Genomic DNA, 16,992 nt, shown 5'->3' on the forward strand with positions numbered 1-16,992 from the left:
TGAAAAAGATATTAGTAAAGTCATTAAAAGAGAGGCGTAAGATGATTTTTTTAGGAACGATAGTAGATTGCTTGTCTGTTTTACTGATGGGTTTCGCCGGTCGTTTTTTTGGGCATCTTCTCACCGAATCCATGAAAAAGATTGGCATGCAAAGTATTGCTTTGGTCGTCATTTACTATGGAATTAAAGAAGCCATGACAACAAAGAGCCTTCTCGTTCTCATTCTATCCTTGATGATTGGAGGCCTTTTAGGTGAACTATGCAAATTAGATCAAAAAATTGAGATATTTAGTCAGTGGTTTGGACATTTAATGTCAAAGACTACTAAATCTTCAAATTTTAGTCAAGGTTTTGTGTCCATGACTATGATCTCTTGTATAGGGGCAATGACAATTATTGGGGCTTTTCAGAGTGGGATTGATGGGAAACATTCAATATTGCTTTCTAAGGCCATAATGGATGGATTGGTGGCCTTTATTATGGGATCGAGTATGGGCTTAAGTGTTTCATGCGCTTCCCTGCCTTTACTGATATACGAGGGTGGTTTTACCTTGTTGGCTTTTCTACTGAAAGGCAGCTTGAGTCCTGAAGTGGTTACAGAAATTTCAGCGGTAGGTTCTTTGCTTATTCTTGGTTTAGGATTGAATGTTCTTGAAGTGACACATATTAAAATGGCTAGTTTTTTACCAGCCCCTTTTATCCCAATGATACTTGTGCCAATATTACAGAGTTTGAAGTAAAGACAACTATTTTCTATTTTTAGGGCAAACTTGTCGATCCTTTTGAAGGATATTAAGAGCAATACCTTTATTGAGTAAGTAATATTTTTATCAATTAAGTTGAAAGATCACTCTTTTTGAGGGTGATCTTTTATGAATCAATAGCTTAGATCGAAAATTTTATAAGAGGAATTTTCTACTATCTATGTCTAGTAGTTATATCTGCTAGAAAATTAATACATCTTTTAATTAATGAAAAAAAGGGTAAAATAGAAGATAGAATAGACAAGGACAATAGGGAGGATGGTTAAACCATGTCAAAAGAACTATTAGCTAATCTATCTGATGCATTTGGTGTTTCTGGTTATGAAAAGGAAGTTGCTGAAGTAGCTAAAAATTATCTCAAAAGCGATGCTCTCTTTCATATGGACAAAATAGGCAATCTCTATATAAAAAGTAAACACACAAGTGATAAAAAAGAAAAAAGGCCTTTAAAAGTTTTATTTGATGCTCACCAAGATGAAGTCGGTTTTGTTATACAAGCCATTCGTCCTAACGGCATGTTGGATTTCCTAAAAGTAGGGGGATGGGTGGTTTCTAACGTTCCTGCCCATACGGTGATTATTAAGACACATACAGGGCGCAAAATTAAGGGTGTAATAGCTAGTACACCTCCACATTTCATGACAGAAACCGAACGAAAACAAGCCCTTTCTTTTGATAAATTAGTTATCGATGTTGGTACAAGCTCAAAGGAAGAAACAGAATCTTTAGGTATAGAGATAGGAGATCCAGTTGTACCTGATGTGCGTTTTGAAATGCTTAATGATAACTTGTGCCTAGGAAAAGCCTTTGATTGCCGAATTGGTTGTGCTTGCCTCTTGGAAACCTTTAAAGATTTTTATAGCAATGAGAAGCGAAATAGAGAGATTGAGATCGAGGCCATTTTGACAACTCAAGAAGAAATTGGTGAAAGAGGGTCTACTGTAGCTGCACAAAATACAGATGCTGATATTGCTATTATTTTTGAAGGTTGCCCTGCTGATGATACATTTACAGAAGCTTATAAGATCCAAACAGCACTTGGTAAGGGGCCAATGTTAAGACATCATGATGTCTCCATGATTACGCATCCAGGCTTTCAACGATTAGCAATTGATACTGCAACTGAATTTGATTTGCCGATTCAACGCTCAGTACGGTCTGGTGGCGGAACCAATGGAGCTTCGTATTCCTTATCTAAAAAAGCTATTCCTTGTATTGTTATAGGAATACCTGTGAGATATGCCCATACGCATTATTGCTATAGCGATTATCGTGATTTGCTAGTCGCTAAGGAATTAAGCCTCCGTATTTTAGAAAAACTTAATCAAGAAGTCTTTGATAAGCTATAAATAAACAAATGGTAAGCACGGGAGAGTTTTAAAATCTTCCGTGCTTACTTATCTATAGAGGGAGATGTTGATGAAGCTACTTTATACTTGTTTACATAATATGCATTATGCAAAGCAGTAAAACGATGAGAAAGATGAACAGATTTGTTTTGCTTACTCTATAACGACCCCTTTTTGTAGGAGTTAAGACAAGCTAAAGAAATCTTTTGCTTATTTATTAAATACTTAAGAAAGCAGCCCTGACTAATTGCACATGACTTGGTCAGGACTGCTTGTAGTTAAAAAATACTATTTGAAAAGCATTACTCGTTAGGATTTGAAGCGATGACTTGATAAGATCCAGTGCTGGAATCCATTTTTTCTAGTTGGCCTTTCTTGTTTATTCTAAAGTAGCCTACAATTGGTGCTGTATTAGGATCAGCTTTTCCTTTAAAATGATCAGAATCATGGTTTTCTCTCACTTCTACAAGCAATAGACCATCATCATCACGAGAAGTTATAAAAGTAAAATCGTCAGCGCTAATTTCGTCAAGCCCAAAATCTGCTGCAGACCCTAAGTGATTGAATATCCATTTTTTAGTTTCTTCTTGGGTTAGAGATTGAGATTCTGAGTTGTTCTTATTAGATGTTTTAGGCTTATTATTGCTAGTATTTGTCGTATTTCCGCTTGAGTTTTTACCGGTTTTAGCGGCTGTTTGTTTTGTTTCGCTTGCTGTTGAGCCCTTTGTTTTATTGGAATCTGACTTCTCTTCTTTATCGATTGCCGTCTTATTTTTATCATCTTTTGCATCTGATTTTGCCTTATTAGACGCTTTATTGGCCTTTACTTGGGTAGCTGATTGATTGCTTTGGCTTGATTCGGATGAATTTTCATGGTTTGAAGAACAGCCTAACAAACTTATTGATAAAAGAATTAAACTCCATTTTGCCAAGTTCTTTTTCATGCTGTACCCTCCTAGTGGAACTTTTTAGTTTATTATACCATATTCGCTAGATATATTACAAAAAGGCTCAGTTATTATTTATATCATTAATAAAAAATCAGAGATAAAGTCACTGACCTTATCTCTGCACTATATAAAGCTATTTTCTATGCTATTTATTTTCTGACTTTTCTTTTGCCCTATAACGTCTATAAAGTGAGTAAGAGTTTATGATTAAGCCAGTTGCTATGAGTAAGAAGAACATTATAGCGGCTATATTCCCCTGACTGATAAATGGCCAACAAATCCATAAAATCAGAATCGCTGATAGAGCGTTAATAGCTATTAAAAATTTCTCGCTTTTCATGTGATCCCCCTACCCTTTATGTAAATTTAAAGTTTAGTCACCATTCATAATAGAATTTTTAACGATAACATAATCGACTGTTCGGATGGCATCTAACTCTTTACCACCCGCATATGAAATGGAAGATTGTAAGTCTTGTTGCATTTCATCTAATGTTTCTTGAATCGGCCCTTTCTTTTCAATCATCATTTTTTTACCTTCGACATTTTTGCGTTCACCCTTCTGGAATTCAGAGGCTGAGCCGAAGTATTCTTTGTAAAGTTGACCGTTAATTTTGCAGACATTTCCTGGAGATTCTTCATGGCCAGCAAATAAGGATCCGATCATGACCATAGAAGCCCCAAAACGAATAGATTTAGCGATATCGCCATTATGGCGAACACCACCATCTGCAATAATAGGTTTACGAGCGGCTTTTGAGCACCAATTAAGGGCAGCTAATTGCCATCCACCTGTCCCGAAACCTGTTTTTAGCTTGGTGATACACACTTTACCAGGACCAATACCAACTTTTGTGGCATCAGCGCCTGCAGTTTCTAGTTCACGGACTCCTTCAGGTGTGCCAACGTTACCTGCAATGACGAACGATTCAGGCAGGTGTTTCTTAAGAAAGTGAATCATATCAATGACAGAGTTAGCGTGTCCATGAGCAATATCGATCGTGATATAATCAGGAACTAAGTTTTGACGAGCTAATTCTTTAACAAAATCATATTCGCTATCTTTAACACCTATAGAAATTGAACTATACAAGCCCTTTTCCTTCATAGAACGAACAAACTCTAGACGATTTTCTGAATCAAAACGGTGCATGATATAGAAGTAATCATTACGAGCTAATTTTTCGGCTAATGCTTCATTGATAACCGTTTGCATGTTTGCTGGTACAACAGGCAACTTGAAACGGCGTGGACCAAATTGAATGCTGGTATCACACTCACTACGACTTTTAACAATACATTTATTTGGAAGAAGTTGTACATCTTCATAGTCGAAAACTTGATTAATCATAGTTATTCCCTCCCATTAAAAAGTCCTCATCTATGATACCCAATTGGTCTTTTTTTATCAAGTGAATTCAGACTTCTCTAGATCAAAATATTTTCGTTTTGACTCTATCAAAAAAGCAGAGACAAGTCTCTGCTTAAATGGGTATAAGTCGTGTGAAAGGCTATCGAGCTAATAGAGCGAATGGACTTCTTTTTTTGTTTCATCAAGTGTTTTATTGGACGTCTCATTGACTTTTTCATTAATAAAGTAACTGAAACCTTGCCCATTGACGTTTTGTACACTAGTAACGATGAAAAATGCTTGGGGATCAATAAAGTTAACGACATTATTAACTGTCATTAATTGTTGCCTTGTTACAATAATATACAGGATATCTTTTTTGTCTTTAGTATAGTAACCATGCCCGTGTAAGACTGTGATACCTCTATCGATGGTAGCTTGTAGTTCTTCAGCGATACGATCCGCGTGATCACTGATAATCATAACGGATTTACGTGGATTTAGACCGTAAAGGACAAAATCGATGGTCTTTCCATTTAATACCACATTCAAAATAGAAAGAATGGTGCGTTCAAAACCTGTGATAAGGAAAAATGGCAAGATGATAATAAAATCTATGATGAGAACAGCAGTACCAGTATTCCATCCAAAATATTTATTTAACATACGGGCTAGGATATCTGACCCAGCTGTTGTTCCCCCAGCCAATACAACTGTTCCTATAGCGATACCGGTTAAAACCCCTACGATTAATGGCACGAGCAAAGGTTCTTTAATTGGTATAGCAAAGTTGGGAATCCATTTTAAGCAAATCGAATATAAAATGGTACTAAAAATTGTATAGTACATGGTTCGTGGATCTAAAAATTTCCAACCCAAGACAAGTAATATACCATTGATCACAATATTGGAGAGATAAAGAGGAATGCCAAACAAGTAGAATAGGATAATGGTTAAACCTGATGCCCCTCCTTCACCCAAATGATAAGGTAGGAGGAAATTGTTGACCACAAATGCCATCAATATATTTCCAAATATGATTAAGCCAATGGACCAAAGTGAAAAGTGAGATAAAAATTTTTTCATGACATACTCCTATTCTGGTTCTCTGTGGAAACGCCCGATAAACCGTTCTGTCTGATTGATAGAAATGATAACGTATGGATCGATTTGTTGTAAAAGGTCGATCACATCGTTTACCTCGTAAGAAGAAACAACTGTAATCAACATGGTACGATCTTGTTGTGTATAGCCCCCTTTAACCGGAATACAAGTGATGCCATGCCGGATATGGTTCACAAAAGCATCTCGGATTGCTTCTCCTCTTGTTGTAGTGATGTTTAAAGTATATAGTTTGTAGCGCTTATGGAAGGTTGAGACGACCCTAGTGGAAATAAATTGAAGGATAATGGAATAACCAGCATATCGCCAATTCGTAATATACCCGTAAGTTAATAGCATGATGGTATTAATTAAAAGGACGTATTCCCATATGGTCTTCCCTTTTTTATTAGAAACGTACAAGGCGATAAAGTCCATCCCACCGGTTGAAGCGCGTCCTAGTAAAGCTAGTGAGATATAAAAGCCATTCAAAGCTCCTCCAAAGATAATATTTAAACTTAAATCGTCAAATATTGGTTGAAAATGGCAAAGACGCATAAAAGTAGATGAAATGGCAATTTGCAAAAGTGACAAGGCTGTAAAACGTAAACTTATCCCCCGCATACACATCAAGGCTACTGGCAAGTTTAAGGCGACTAACAAGAAAGGAACAGGGATATCTAAATGCAGGTAGTTATCCGCAAAAATGTTAATAAGCATTGAGGTTCCCAAAAAGCCTGATGCTAACATATGAGATGGCTTTAAAAAAACTTGATAACAAAAGGTTTGTAAAAAGGCCGATAAACAAACAGCCAGTAGTGACAGAATTAACTGACGATATTTTTTATTTTTCCTACCATCGAGTAGATTATCATTTTCCATAAATGAATAAACCTCCGCTATCCTTCGCCTGTGAGTTGACGTAATTCTTCATACCTAGTCACTCGCCAGCCTTTTTCATTTTCAAAAGTCATGTATACTCTGTAATTTTTGCTATTATCTTCGTTTGTTAATATAAGATAAATAGACTTATCATCCACGACGTTGAGCCAGTAATCGGTCAGTTGTTCTTTGGATTTGATAACGGAACGACTGGCAGCATCTATTTCTTGACGATCAAGTGAACCTTCCTCGAAGTTTATCCAATGGTCGCCCTTTTGTTCGGTTTTGTAATATGGCCAATTCGCTTCATAAGCTACTAAAACATTTGGATCATCTGAGTCAACTTTTTTAGCTAAATTCTTTTTCTCTTCTTTTTTCTTTTCTTTAGCTTGTTGGACTAAAGCTTGATGCTTTTCCTTTTCTTTTTCTTTTATTTCTTTCTGTGAAGGGACGACTACTTCAGAAGTATCTTTTGGATTAATCCAATCTTGAATTGGCTTACTGCCGAAAAGAACATGTCCGATAAAAAATAAAAAGATAATAACCAAGCTGGAGAAAAAAACTAGGGTATAGGAGCGATAATAGAGCAATAATTTTTTGATTTTTAAAGAAAGTCTAGGCCTTTCTTTCATTCGATCTCACCTCAATGATAGCTTGGATGATAGATAAGGCAACGGACCATTTGGCTTGTTTTGGCACTTCTTTTTCTTGATTTTCACTAATAATGGTGACAGCATTATCTGAACTATTAAATCCAATGGAAGCTTTAGACACATCATTAGCTACTAAAATATCAACAGCTTTTGCTTTTCTCTTTTCTCTAGCATATGTCAAAACATGATCCGTTTCAGCCGCAAATGCCACTTTAAAGATAGATTCGTTAGCAATCGAAGCTAATATATCAGGATTTTTTATAAGCTGGAGAGTCAAGTTTTCCTGCTTTTTCAGCTTATGCTGGGATGGCGTCTCTACCCTATAGTCAGAGACAGCGGCAGCCATCACTAAGACGTCATTTGCCGATAGATTATTTTTTACTGCCTCTTGTAATTCATTTGCAGATTGAACACTAGTTGTTTTAATTGTCGGTAACAATGGGATAGCTGTTACGCTTTCTGTTTTGATTAAATGAACCTCTGCTCCTAATAAGCTAGCCATATTAGCTATGGCACAACCCATTTTCCCAGAAGAGCGATTGCCGATGTAACGTACCGGATCAATAGCTTCAACTGTTCCTCCTGCTGTAATTAACCATTTTTGGCCAACTAATGAACCAGCTAAAACTTTAGCCAGCGGATGCAAGGCTAGTTTTGCTGCAAGAACTTGTAAGTCCAAGTCTAATAGGCGACCATCCCCTTCATAACCTTCAGCAAGGAAACCATAATCAGTTGGCAGAACCCAATAACCTTGTTCTTTTAACCAATGGATATTCTTTTCTACTGCGGGATGGTGAAGCATATGATGATTCATAGCTGGAGCAATTATGACAGGACAGGTACAGGCTAACAAACAAGATGTGACCAAATTATCGGCAATGCCATTAGCTAATTTCCCTAGCGTGTTAGCTGTACATGGAGTCACAATTACTAAATCAGACCAATCAGCTGTGTGAATATGCAGAACAGGATCTTTTCCGTGAAATTCATCTATAGAGACAACTTGTTTTGTTAGAACTTCGAATGTAAATGGATCCACAAAGTTTTTGGCATTTTGAGTCATTAATACACGAACTTCTGCCCCTTCTTTAATTAAAGATCGAACCAATAAGGGAATCTTGTAAGCGGCTATACCTCCCGTGATCATCACGGTTATATGTCGATTCGTCAGCATAATTCCATTCCTTCTCTTTTTTAGTAGTGATCATTAGCCCTATTGTATCATATTTTAATCCTATATAAAGCAAAAAAAGTCCGTATAAACGGACTTCTCTATTTCCTCTTATGCTTTATGAATTAAGCTCTCTAATCTTTCTGGATTAAAGCCAGCAAATGCTTCACCATCCGAATTTTTGACGACAGGGACACTTTGGAAGCCTAAATCTTTAACTTCTTGTAAGGCTTCTTCAGAGACAGTAATATCTTTTTCGATAAATTCTATCCCCTTATCTTTCAAAAATCGTTTGGTAAAATTACATTGCATGCAATTTGGTTTAGAATAGATTGTTAAAGTCATGGTTCATTCTCCTTTTTTAGTTTGCCCTTGTATCATACCCTATTTCACTAGAAAGGTAAAATGATATGTTGTGGCATTTCGTAAAAAAAGAGGAGTCATACCACAATATATAGTGGTTTAGGGCTTGTAACGATGATCCTTAACATAACCAGCTACAGACCAGACAGCTTTTTTTCTTTCCCTTGCAAATTCTTCAGATCTTCTTAAGCGATCCACTAAGGAATCGTTTGGCCTTTTCACGTATCTAACGATAGCTAGACCCTTTTTGAGCATTTCTTCTTGCAAGCTTTCATTTGAATCATTCAGATAAACGTAGGCTAACAAGCGTCCATAATGGTCTTGTTTAGGCCCTTTATCAACAGAAAGAAAGATATTTTGAGCGGTAGTCAGACGTGCATTTAAAAATTCTTTAGCATCTTCTGCAAAAGGGTTAGGAGCGAGATCTTTACCAAAATTCATTTCTGGAGCGTCAATGATAAGCATTCGTACCTTATAATCTTTCTTTCCAACTTGAACTACAAAAGTATCTCCATCAATCGTACGTTTAAAAGTAACTTGATATTTCTTCAAGGGATGCCAAGAGTCTATAGAAGCTAGATCTGCAACTTTTTCTGCTTTATTTTCTTTTGTGGAGATGAAAGAGTCACTTTTAATTCTGTTGTGGTTATAGGAATTAACATGATCAATTCCGTATCCTATAAGACCCAAAACAAGGAGAAGAATGAGGGATTTGGCTGATGATTTATTGTCCCTTCCTAAGTGATAAAGTATTTTTTTATAAAATTTGTTTGATGGCATCTTGGATTTTTTGCTCCTCTACTCTTCCTTGAAATTGGAAAACCGTTTTTCCTTCATTATTTTGAACAATAATTGTTGGATAATAGGATAATTTAAAGGCGCGATGAAGTTGGAAGTCGCTATCATAATAAACAGGTAAAGTTATATGGTTTTTATCTAGAAATTTTTTAGCACTTGCAAAAGTTTCTTTTTCCCCATCAGTACCATTGATAGCATAAAAGTGAACTTTGCCTTTATATTCTTGATAGAGCTTGTTAGCGAATTTCATTTGTTCTTCGCATACATCGGCCCAACTAGACCAGAAAAGAATAACCCGTCGTTCAGGAACAGCAAAATTTAATTCGGTTTTATCCTTTTCGTTTGTATGAATTAGAAAGCGATCTTGTGGGACAGATAATGTAGCAATGGGGTCTTTCTCCTCTTGATCATCTGATTTGGTCACTAGTGCCCCTGCTGAAGGGGTGTCTACTGCCTTTTTTTCTCTTTCTTTTGCTTTTTGGGCGGCTTCTTTGGTGACAATATGGTTTTCAGTTTGTTGGGCTACTTGCTCAGTTTTTCTTCTTTTATCTGTATCAGCCGTGTGATTAGATGTTGGCTTGAAATAATAGAAACAAGCTGTCATGATAATGACCATTAGGCTAACTAAAAATACAAAGCGTTTTTTCATAAAAGTCTCCTTTCGTTCCATACCTTTCTATTATAGCTTAATTTTAGGCTTCGGTCACTGAGATATAAAAAAGCTAAAATGTTTCAAGAAATATTAAAAGACTGTAGAAATTTTTGGATAGTTAGCTGAAGGAGAAATCAGTAAGATGCACTTATCTAACCTTATAGAGTAGTTTGAGGAAATATTATTTCAGCTGACTTAATGCGAGCTTGAGAACGACTAGGAGTAAAGAATAGCTTATGCTATACTGAAAAAGAATTGATCAGGAAAGGATGTTTCATATGGATGGTTTAATGTTATATCATTTAATAAAAGAGATGGCTCCCCTATTACAAGGTGGGAGAATCAGTAAAATCCACCAACCTCTTACACATCAAATTCAATTAACCATTCGGGCTCAACGGAAAAATCATGTGCTTTTAATTTCTGCTGACCCGACTTATCAACGCATACACCTTTCACAAGATCAATTGGATAATCCAACAAGTCCGCCTAATTTTTGCCTTGTCCTACGAAAACATCTAGAAGGAGGCATTTTAGAGCAAATTAAGCAAGTTGGCACGGATCGCTGGGTCAAGTTAATGATTAGTCATCGTGACGAATTAGGCGATAGAAGTGAATATACCCTTATTGTTGAATTAATGGGACGTTATAGTAATATCATCCTCCTGAATAAGGATGACAAAATCCTCGCTGCTTCTAGGTATGTAGATGAAAGCCAAAATCGTTATAGAGCAATTGAGATTGGGGAGGACTACATTGCCCCTCCTTCTTCAAAAAAACGACAAGTCTCTGCTTTAACTGCTAGAGAATTGGACAGTATTTACCAACTAAATCAACCGATGAGCGACCCTTGTCAATGGTTGATGGATACTTTCGAGGGAATCAGCCGAAATACCGCCAATGAAATTCTTGCTATAGCTAAAGAAGAAGGCCTTAATCCTGCCATCGCTTTAAAAAAATATCGTGATCAAGAGCTACACCCAGTTGTTTACCAAATGAAAAACCGCTTTATTCCGCAAGCTTTTACTTATATTACTTTAGGCGATCCTTTTAAACATTTTGCTAGCTTAAGTGAAGCTTATGAATGGTCAATGCGCAAACAAATGCAAGAAAATTTCATCCGTCAATCTGCAGGACAAATCCTCCAAGTTTTGACTAATCATCTTAGTCGCAGTCAGCGTAAACTAGAAAAACTTGTAAGGGATCTAAAAGAGACTGAAGGCCTAAAAGAAGACCAACTTAAAGGAGAATTGTTAACAGCCAATATTTATTCTATCTCCAAGGGGCAAAGTGAAGTTTCCGTGACGAATTATTACGACAATAATCAGTTGATGACTATCCCAATAGATCCTCTATTGAGTCCAGCAGACAATGCTCAGCGTTACTTCAAGCGTTACCAAAAGAGAAAATCAGCTCGTTTGCATCTTGATCGTGAAATTTCAAAGGCCAAAGAAGAATGCCAGTATTTAGAAACGGTTCTTGAACAAATTCATGTAAGTGATTTGGCTACTCTTCTTGAAATTAGGGACGAATTGGAAAAAGAAGGCTACATAAAAAGGTCAGCCAAAAAGAAGAAAGTCCGTCTGCCTAAATCGATGCCACTAAAGTACAGATCTCCTTCAGGTCAGGAGGTTTTAGTGGGCCGAAATAATCGACAAAATGACCAACTTACCTTCCGTATTGCCCGAAAGGATTATTGGTGGTTCCATGTGAAAGATATGCCTGGATCTCATGTTGTCCTCATGGCTAAGGAGGCTAGCGAAGAGGATATTCTCTTTTGTTGTCAATTAGCTGCATATTATTCTAAAGCACGCTATTCTAACCATGTTCCTGTTGATTATCTTAAAATCAAAGGACTCAACAAGCCAGTTGGAGGGCGATTAGGTTTTGTTACTTATCACCAGTCCAAAAATCTTTCTGTTAGTCCTATCGATCATAGGGAATAGGCATAAGTAGTTACTATAATTGAGACGATCTTTCTTTTAACCTGTAAAGCTAATAAGATCCAATATAAGCATGACATTCGTATGAATTAAAAGAGAGCAAAAACACTTCTGCTAGTGTTCTTGCTCTCTTTATTCTTGCTAAAAAATATTCTATTTGTGCCTTTTAGCTTTAGAGAAAGAATCTTTAGTTTTCGTCTGGACGCTCAAGGTAGACACAGTCTTTCCCATCTCGCTCCTTAAGATGAACCGTTACTTTTTCACTTTGAGCTGTAGGAATATTTTTCCCGATAAAGTCAGGTCGAATAGGTAATTCTCTATGCCCACGATCGATTAAAGTGGCTAAGTGAATGCGTTTTGGGCGTCCATAGTCCATCACAGCATCCATAGCAGCTCGAATGGTTCGACCAGTATATAAAACGTCATCGACCAAGACGATCACACGATCTGTTATCCATTTTTGATCAGCTTGGCTAAAGACGACTTCATCCTGTATTTTTTCAATCAAATCATCTCGATAAGAATGAATATCTAAACTTAACATAGGGACTTTTTTTCCCTCGATTTGTTCTAGACGGTCAGCTAAACGTTTAGCAATATCTTCGCCACGAGATCTAATTCCAATGAGAGTCACACTATCTACTCCATTATTTTTTTCCAAAATTTCATAGGCAATCCTTGTCAAAGAACGGCGAATACTAGCTTCATCCATTAACTGTAGTGGCTTCATCGGTCATCTCTCCTTAATTGGTTCAAATAGTGGCTGATATCTTCTGGTAAATCTCTTTCAAAGTCCATCCATTCTCCTGTTACCGGATGGGCAAAAGCAAGTCGGTAAGCGTGTAGAGCCTGCCCTTTCCTCAGATTAGGAATAATCTTTAAAGATCCATACATAGGGTCGTTTAAGACTGGGTGATTTATAAAAGCCATATGCACCCTTATTTGATGAGTTCTTCCAGTTTCTAGAACGCACTTAACTAAGCTAGCGTTTTTAAAACGTTCTAGGACTGTAAAGTGTGTCTTGGCTTCTTGGCCTTCTTTATCTGCCACACGCTTTAATCGATTAGTGGAAGATCGGCGGATGGCAGCATCAATTTGTCCTTCTTCCTCTTCTATAATACCAGAGACTAAGGCCAAATAGTACCTGTGAACTTCTCTTGCCTTTATTTGCGCAATCAGCTTGTCGTAAGCTAAATCACTTTTAGCTATGACCATTAAGCCACTTGTGTCCTTGTCTAAGCGGTGAACAATTCCTGGACGAAAGTCTTCTCCATGATGAGACAAGGGAATTTGTAAGCCCAATAAAGCATTGACTAATGTTCCAGAAGAATGCCCTTTTGAAGGATGTACGACCATTCCAGCTGCTTTATTAACGACTAAAATATCATTGTCTTCATAAACAATATCGAGAGGAATAGACTCTGCTTTTAAAACAAGTCCTTCTTCCTCTTTTATAGTCCAGTTAATCTCGTCCCCTTCTTCTAAAAGATATTTACTTGGAAGATTTTTCCCATTGACAGTAATAAGATTTTCTTTTATCGCACGTTGGATAGCTGACCGAGATTTTGAAGGCTCTTGTCGGCTTAACCATTTATCTAATCGGTCTAGTGGCGGATAGGCAATCCACTTCATTAAAGCATAGCCCCCTTCTCTTTTTGCTTATCTAGATAAAGATAGGCTAGTAATAAAATCACTACTCCTAATGAAATAAAACAATCTGCAAGATTAAAAATTGGGAAGTTTATAAAATCAAAATCAAACATATCGACAACGTAACCCAAACGAAAACGATCCAAGCCATTCCCTAATGCACCAGAAAGAACCAAGGCATAGCCAGTAGCTAAAGCTTTAGAACGATGAATTTCTTGCCTCATCAGATGGATAATAAAGCAAGAAGCTAACAAGGTAATAAGCAATAAGAAAATCCTAGAATGACTGAATACGCCCCAAGCTGCACCAAAATTTCGAATATGGTGAAGGGAAACAATTCCGGGTAAAAAATGCTGACTTTCACCAAGTTTGAGATGCGACACCGTCCAAAATTTCATAGCTTGATCAAGCAGTAAAGCTGTTATAACTAATATTATATACATAATGATAATCTCCCTAAATGTTACTTATGTTACAAGCATATCACTGTTTGTTCTCAATATCATTGTATTTTACTGGTCTGTTAAGCATTTGACCTCTAAATGTGCTAAAAATAATATAATGGCAAAAGCTTTTAAACAAAATGTAAAGCGAGGGAATAGAATGAAAAGACTTCAAAAAGTCCTTTTACTTTTTCTCGGCCTGTTTCTTCTATGTGCTTGTGGCAGTCGTGAGACTGATACGGCAAAAGCTCTAGAACAATTTGAAACAGCAACACATGACATGGATACTGATTTCCAAACCATTATTAAACTTGAGAAAAAAGTTCAAAAGGACTGGGAATCGACTATTAGTTTAGACGACTCCATGCAGCAATTCAAGAAAAAAAATGGACCAATTTTTGAGAATTTAAACAAACGTCAGCTAGCCATTAAACAACTAAAAAAACAGGACAAACTGTTTCGGTTAGCCGATCGCAAGTTAGCCACAATTGAAACACCACGGACGAAGGGGACGTCTGTAGAAGATATTAAAGGCCTAAGACTAAAAATTCAACGCATTCATAAGGAATACAGCTTATTTTCTAATGCTTATACGGATCAATTAGACGCTGAACTCAACTTTTACACCTCTCTATCCCACAATGACATGAATTTTAAAACATTCAATCAAAGTATGGTTAAGGTGAATAAGAAGGCGGATAAATCGCTATCCCACTTGAAGAAATTACAAAAAGATATGCGGAAACTTTCTAATCCCCTACGACGGTTACACGATTTGTTAGTGGCGAATTAGCAAGACCAACTTTTGCCAAGCCCTAACAGTTGATTTGATAGTGTCATCGAAGATCATTCACTTTTATAGGAATAGGAGGCAGTGACGAATGAAACGCTTAAGCTCTAAGATAGGGTTTGGGTTAGCCTTATTCATGCTAGCATTCTTAAGTACTAACTCAATGACTTTAGCGGATCACAAAAGTCAAGAGGATAAGGGTTATCGTGAGGAAAATCTTCTACGAACGCCAAAAAACTTACCTCAACAATTTTTCTATCAAACAGGAATCAATATTCCTTATCCTAAAAGCGGTGTGAAAGGAATTTATGCTCCGACTCGTTTCTACGACCGGAAAACGCAAAAAAAACTTTACAAGCTTTTGGATACTACTCCACTCAATGCAATCGTTCTAGATGTTAAGGATGATACAGGATTTATTACAATGCCTTTAAAGGGGTTAAGTAAAAAGGCTAAAAAGAATATGGAAGTTCATATCAAACATCCTCAGAAAATGATGAAGGAGTTTGAAAAGCATCAAATATATCCCATCGCTAGAATTGTTGTCTTTAAAGATACTCTGTTAGCTAGACAACGCCCTGATCTGTCCTTTATCGATCAAACTGGTGAATTATGGACTTCAGGCAATGGTGATAGCTTTGTTAGTCCATTTAAAAAAGAAATTTGGGACTATAATGTGAATATTGCTATTGCAGCAGCAAAACTGGGCTTTAAGGAAATTCAGTTTGACTATGTACGTTTTCCGGAAGGTTTTGAGACCTTCGCGGATAGTTTGCAATTTAAAATGGGCAAATATGCAAATTACAAGGACGATATACAAGCTCGTGTTCAAGCTGTTTCAGATTTTGTGGCCTATGCGCATAAAAAACTTCAGCCTTATGGGGTAAAAGTCGGAGTCGACATTTTCGGATATGCGGCTACTATCCCAGAAGCACCAGGTATCGGTCAAAACTTTTCCAAAATATCTTCTCATGTGGATGTCATTTCTTCAATGATCTATCCAAGTCACTGGGGAATGTCCTATTTTGGGATTTACCAACCTGACTTACATCCTTATGATGTAGTAGCCTCTTACATGGAAATTGAAAAACAAGTTCTATCCAAGTTAAAAGATCGACCAATTTCAAGACCATGGTTACAAAACTTTACGGCTTCATATCTTGGGCCTGGTAATTATTTAGAATATGGACCAGAAGAAGTAAGTGCTCAGATTCAAGCGGTTAAAGAATCAGGCGTTAAGGAATACCTATTATGGGATGTTAATAATTCCTACTTTAAAAAGACGGATTATTAGAGCAGATTCTATGTTTTAACCACAGCACTAGTCTTTTGGACTGGTGCTGTTTTTCCTTATCTAAGGAAATCCTTTAAATTGAAGATTCACGGGAGATAAATTTCAAGTTTCTTTCTAAACAAATTTTCTCTTACAATTTCAAGCCAATAATTTTTCCTGACTTTGGCACTTTTAAAATACAAAAAGCCTCCAAAAGTTGATTAAATCAACTTTTAGGAGGTTTTTTTAATTTTGACTGTATTTGGTAAACTAAAAATCAGCCAAGTGGCAATTAAAAATTCAGCCACTTATTAGTATACGACCACTGAAAGGATGGAATTAGAGGTGTTAACAGTGAACCAAATTTATGATATACGATTGATACACGACATGGAAGGGAAAAGTATCAGAAGCATTGCCAGGGAGACTGGTTTCGATCGCACCACAATTAGTAAATATGTCAATCAGGAAGATTTTGATCCTGATGTTCCGATTAAACAGAAGCGAAGTCGCAAAACAGATCCCTATCGAGCACTTGTTAAACAATGGCTCCTAGACGATTTTAAAGCCCCCAGGAAGCAAAGACATACCGCTCAAAGAGTCTATGATCGACTCCTTGAACTCCACAAAAAAGGAGATTTGGTCTTAAAGGCTTCACCTAGGACCATTCGCTCTTTAGTGGCTGAATTAAGAGAAGAGGTCAAACAGGAGACAGTCGTCTACTTGCCTTTAGATCATCCAACAGGCGAGGCTCAGATTGACTTTGGTGAACTTTCCTTTTATGAAAAAGGGGTTTTATATCAAGGTTACTTGTTTGCGATGACCTTCCCCTATTCCGACGCGAAATTCGTTCAAATCT

Annotated in this window: 18 protein-coding genes and 1 pseudogene; 6 read left to right on the forward strand and 13 right to left on the reverse strand. The window is 36.9% G+C overall.

Annotated elements, in window-relative coordinates; all coding sequences use genetic code 11:
- Window positions 1–41: 41 nt before the first annotated feature.
- Entirely contained in the window at window positions 42–740 is a 699-nt protein-coding gene (locus D3H64_RS02970) for a DUF554 domain-containing protein (RefSeq protein WP_158589205.1), read from the forward strand.
- A gap of 293 nt (window positions 741–1,033) precedes the next feature.
- Window positions 1,034–2,113: a M42 family metallopeptidase gene (locus tag D3H64_RS02975; protein ID WP_121564659.1), complete on the forward strand. Its 1,080-nt coding sequence runs from the start codon at window positions 1,034–1,036 to the stop codon at window positions 2,111–2,113.
- A 302-nt stretch (window positions 2,114–2,415) separates the two neighbouring features.
- Here the strand turns inward: D3H64_RS02975 and D3H64_RS02980 are convergent, their stop codons facing one another.
- The 10 genes from D3H64_RS02980 to D3H64_RS03025 all read right to left on the reverse strand — a co-directional run bounded on the left by D3H64_RS02980 (window position 2,416) and on the right by D3H64_RS03025 (window position 10,031).
- Window positions 2,416–3,057: a hypothetical protein gene (locus D3H64_RS02980; RefSeq protein ID WP_121564661.1), complete on the reverse strand. Its 642-nt coding sequence runs from the start codon at window positions 3,055–3,057 to the stop codon at window positions 2,416–2,418.
- Window positions 3,058–3,208: 151 nt separating this feature from the next.
- On the reverse strand, window positions 3,209–3,403 hold the full coding sequence (locus D3H64_RS02985; RefSeq protein ID WP_121564663.1) for a hypothetical protein: 195 nt from the start codon (window positions 3,401–3,403) through the stop codon (window positions 3,209–3,211).
- 33 nt (window positions 3,404–3,436) lie between these two features.
- The gene (guaC, locus tag D3H64_RS02990) at window positions 3,437–4,414 is read right to left on the reverse strand and encodes a GMP reductase (protein WP_121564665.1); all 978 of its coding nucleotides are present in this window, start codon (window positions 4,412–4,414) and stop codon (window positions 3,437–3,439) included.
- 168 nt (window positions 4,415–4,582) lie between these two features.
- A complete protein-coding gene (locus tag D3H64_RS02995) occupies window positions 4,583–5,500 on the reverse strand; it encodes a YitT family protein (RefSeq protein WP_121564667.1) in 918 nt (305 codons plus the stop codon).
- Between the two features lie 9 nt (window positions 5,501–5,509).
- Window positions 5,510–6,397, reverse strand: a complete 888-nt coding sequence (locus tag D3H64_RS03000; RefSeq protein WP_121564669.1) for a YitT family protein — start codon at window positions 6,395–6,397, stop codon at window positions 5,510–5,512.
- 17 nt (window positions 6,398–6,414) lie between these two features.
- Window positions 6,415–7,029, reverse strand: a complete 615-nt coding sequence (locus D3H64_RS03005) for a DUF1510 family protein (RefSeq protein WP_121564670.1) — start codon at window positions 7,027–7,029, stop codon at window positions 6,415–6,417.
- Window positions 7,013–8,224 carry a bifunctional phosphopantothenoylcysteine decarboxylase/phosphopantothenate--cysteine ligase CoaBC gene (gene coaBC / locus D3H64_RS03010; protein WP_121564672.1) on the reverse strand — a complete coding sequence of 404 codons (1,212 nt, stop codon included), beginning with the start codon at window positions 8,222–8,224 and terminating at the stop codon, window positions 7,013–7,015. The genes D3H64_RS03005 and coaBC overlap by 17 nt, the downstream gene beginning before the upstream one ends.
- Window positions 8,225–8,332: 108 nt before the next feature.
- Window positions 8,333–8,566 (reverse strand): glutaredoxin-like protein NrdH, encoded by a 234-nt coding sequence (gene nrdH / locus D3H64_RS03015; RefSeq protein ID WP_121564674.1) that lies wholly within the window; start codon window positions 8,564–8,566, stop codon window positions 8,333–8,335.
- A gap of 117 nt (window positions 8,567–8,683) precedes the next feature.
- Entirely contained in the window at window positions 8,684–9,364 is a 681-nt protein-coding gene (locus D3H64_RS03020) for a thermonuclease family protein (RefSeq protein WP_121564676.1), read from the reverse strand.
- Window positions 9,342–10,031: a TlpA disulfide reductase family protein gene (locus tag D3H64_RS03025; protein WP_158589206.1), complete on the reverse strand. Its 690-nt coding sequence runs from the start codon at window positions 10,029–10,031 to the stop codon at window positions 9,342–9,344. Before D3H64_RS03025 ends, D3H64_RS03020 begins: the two co-directional genes overlap by 23 nt.
- A 281-nt stretch (window positions 10,032–10,312) precedes the next feature.
- On the opposite strand from D3H64_RS03025, the gene D3H64_RS03030 reads away from it, so the two are divergent.
- Entirely contained in the window at window positions 10,313–11,980 is a 1,668-nt protein-coding gene (locus D3H64_RS03030) for an NFACT family protein (RefSeq protein WP_158589207.1), read from the forward strand.
- A gap of 184 nt (window positions 11,981–12,164) precedes the next feature.
- On the opposite strand, the gene pyrR is transcribed toward D3H64_RS03030, so the two are convergent.
- The 3 genes from pyrR to lspA are packed head-to-tail and all read right to left on the reverse strand — an operon-like array spanning window position 12,165 to window position 14,070.
- Entirely contained in the window at window positions 12,165–12,707 is a 543-nt protein-coding gene (pyrR, locus tag D3H64_RS03035; protein WP_121564682.1) for a bifunctional pyr operon transcriptional regulator/uracil phosphoribosyltransferase PyrR, read from the reverse strand.
- Window positions 12,704–13,609: an RluA family pseudouridine synthase gene (locus D3H64_RS03040; RefSeq protein WP_121564684.1), complete on the reverse strand. Its 906-nt coding sequence runs from the start codon at window positions 13,607–13,609 to the stop codon at window positions 12,704–12,706. Before D3H64_RS03040 ends, pyrR begins: the two co-directional genes overlap by 4 nt.
- Window positions 13,609–14,070: a signal peptidase II gene (lspA, locus tag D3H64_RS03045; protein WP_121564686.1), complete on the reverse strand. Its 462-nt coding sequence runs from the start codon at window positions 14,068–14,070 to the stop codon at window positions 13,609–13,611. The genes D3H64_RS03040 and lspA overlap by 1 nt, the downstream gene beginning before the upstream one ends.
- Before the next feature lie 160 nt (window positions 14,071–14,230).
- Between lspA and D3H64_RS03050 the strand changes: the two genes are divergently transcribed.
- The 3 genes and pseudogenes from D3H64_RS03050 to D3H64_RS03060 form a co-directional block, all read left to right on the forward strand.
- The gene (locus D3H64_RS03050; protein ID WP_158589208.1) at window positions 14,231–14,863 is read left to right on the forward strand and encodes a YkyA family protein; all 633 of its coding nucleotides are present in this window, start codon (window positions 14,231–14,233) and stop codon (window positions 14,861–14,863) included.
- Window positions 14,864–14,951: 88 nt separating this feature from the next.
- A complete protein-coding gene (locus D3H64_RS03055; protein WP_121564690.1) occupies window positions 14,952–16,154 on the forward strand; it encodes a putative glycoside hydrolase in 1,203 nt (400 codons plus the stop codon).
- A gap of 324 nt (window positions 16,155–16,478) precedes the next feature.
- Window positions 16,479–16,992: pseudogene (locus D3H64_RS03060) on the forward strand (IS21 family transposase); the annotation flags it as partial.

Origin of the sequence: Atopobacter sp. AH10 (genome assembly GCF_003664595.1) — a bacterium.
Taxonomy (GTDB): Bacteria; Bacillota; Bacilli; order Lactobacillales; family Aerococcaceae; genus Atopobacter.

Excerpts from the sequence above, each read along its gene's own strand:
- D3H64_RS02995 (WP_121564667.1), bottom strand. The coding sequence starts at position 5,500 with ATGAAAAAATTTTTATCTCACTTTTCACTTTGGTCCATTGGCTTAATC.
- D3H64_RS02980 (WP_121564661.1), bottom strand. The coding sequence starts at position 3,057 with ATGAAAAAGAACTTGGCAAAATGGAGTTTAATTCTTTTATCAATAAGT.
- D3H64_RS02975 (WP_121564659.1), top strand. The coding sequence starts at position 1,034 with ATGTCAAAAGAACTATTAGCTAATCTATCTGATGCATTTGGTGTTTCT.
- D3H64_RS03025 (WP_158589206.1), bottom strand. The coding sequence starts at position 10,031 with ATGAAAAAACGCTTTGTATTTTTAGTTAGCCTAATGGTCATTATCATG.
- nrdH (WP_121564674.1), bottom strand. The coding sequence starts at position 8,566 with ATGACTTTAACAATCTATTCTAAACCAAATTGCATGCAATGTAATTTT.
- D3H64_RS02970 (WP_158589205.1), top strand. The coding sequence starts at position 42 with ATGATTTTTTTAGGAACGATAGTAGATTGCTTGTCTGTTTTACTGATG.
- D3H64_RS03020 (WP_121564676.1), bottom strand. The coding sequence starts at position 9,364 with ATGCCATCAAACAAATTTTATAAAAAAATACTTTATCACTTAGGAAGG.
- D3H64_RS03030 (WP_158589207.1), top strand. The coding sequence starts at position 10,313 with ATGGATGGTTTAATGTTATATCATTTAATAAAAGAGATGGCTCCCCTA.
- D3H64_RS03000 (WP_121564669.1), bottom strand. The coding sequence starts at position 6,397 with ATGGAAAATGATAATCTACTCGATGGTAGGAAAAATAAAAAATATCGT.
- D3H64_RS03005 (WP_121564670.1), bottom strand. The coding sequence starts at position 7,029 with ATGAAAGAAAGGCCTAGACTTTCTTTAAAAATCAAAAAATTATTGCTC.
- D3H64_RS03050 (WP_158589208.1), top strand. The coding sequence starts at position 14,231 with ATGAAAAGACTTCAAAAAGTCCTTTTACTTTTTCTCGGCCTGTTTCTT.
- coaBC (WP_121564672.1), bottom strand. The coding sequence starts at position 8,224 with ATGCTGACGAATCGACATATAACCGTGATGATCACGGGAGGTATAGCC.
- D3H64_RS02985 (WP_121564663.1), bottom strand. The coding sequence starts at position 3,403 with ATGAAAAGCGAGAAATTTTTAATAGCTATTAACGCTCTATCAGCGATT.
- lspA (WP_121564686.1), bottom strand. The coding sequence starts at position 14,070 with ATGTATATAATATTAGTTATAACAGCTTTACTGCTTGATCAAGCTATG.
- guaC (WP_121564665.1), bottom strand. The coding sequence starts at position 4,414 with ATGATTAATCAAGTTTTCGACTATGAAGATGTACAACTTCTTCCAAAT.
- pyrR (WP_121564682.1), bottom strand. The coding sequence starts at position 12,707 with ATGAAGCCACTACAGTTAATGGATGAAGCTAGTATTCGCCGTTCTTTG.
- D3H64_RS03040 (WP_121564684.1), bottom strand. The coding sequence starts at position 13,609 with ATGAAGTGGATTGCCTATCCGCCACTAGACCGATTAGATAAATGGTTA.
- D3H64_RS03055 (WP_121564690.1), top strand. The coding sequence starts at position 14,952 with ATGAAACGCTTAAGCTCTAAGATAGGGTTTGGGTTAGCCTTATTCATG.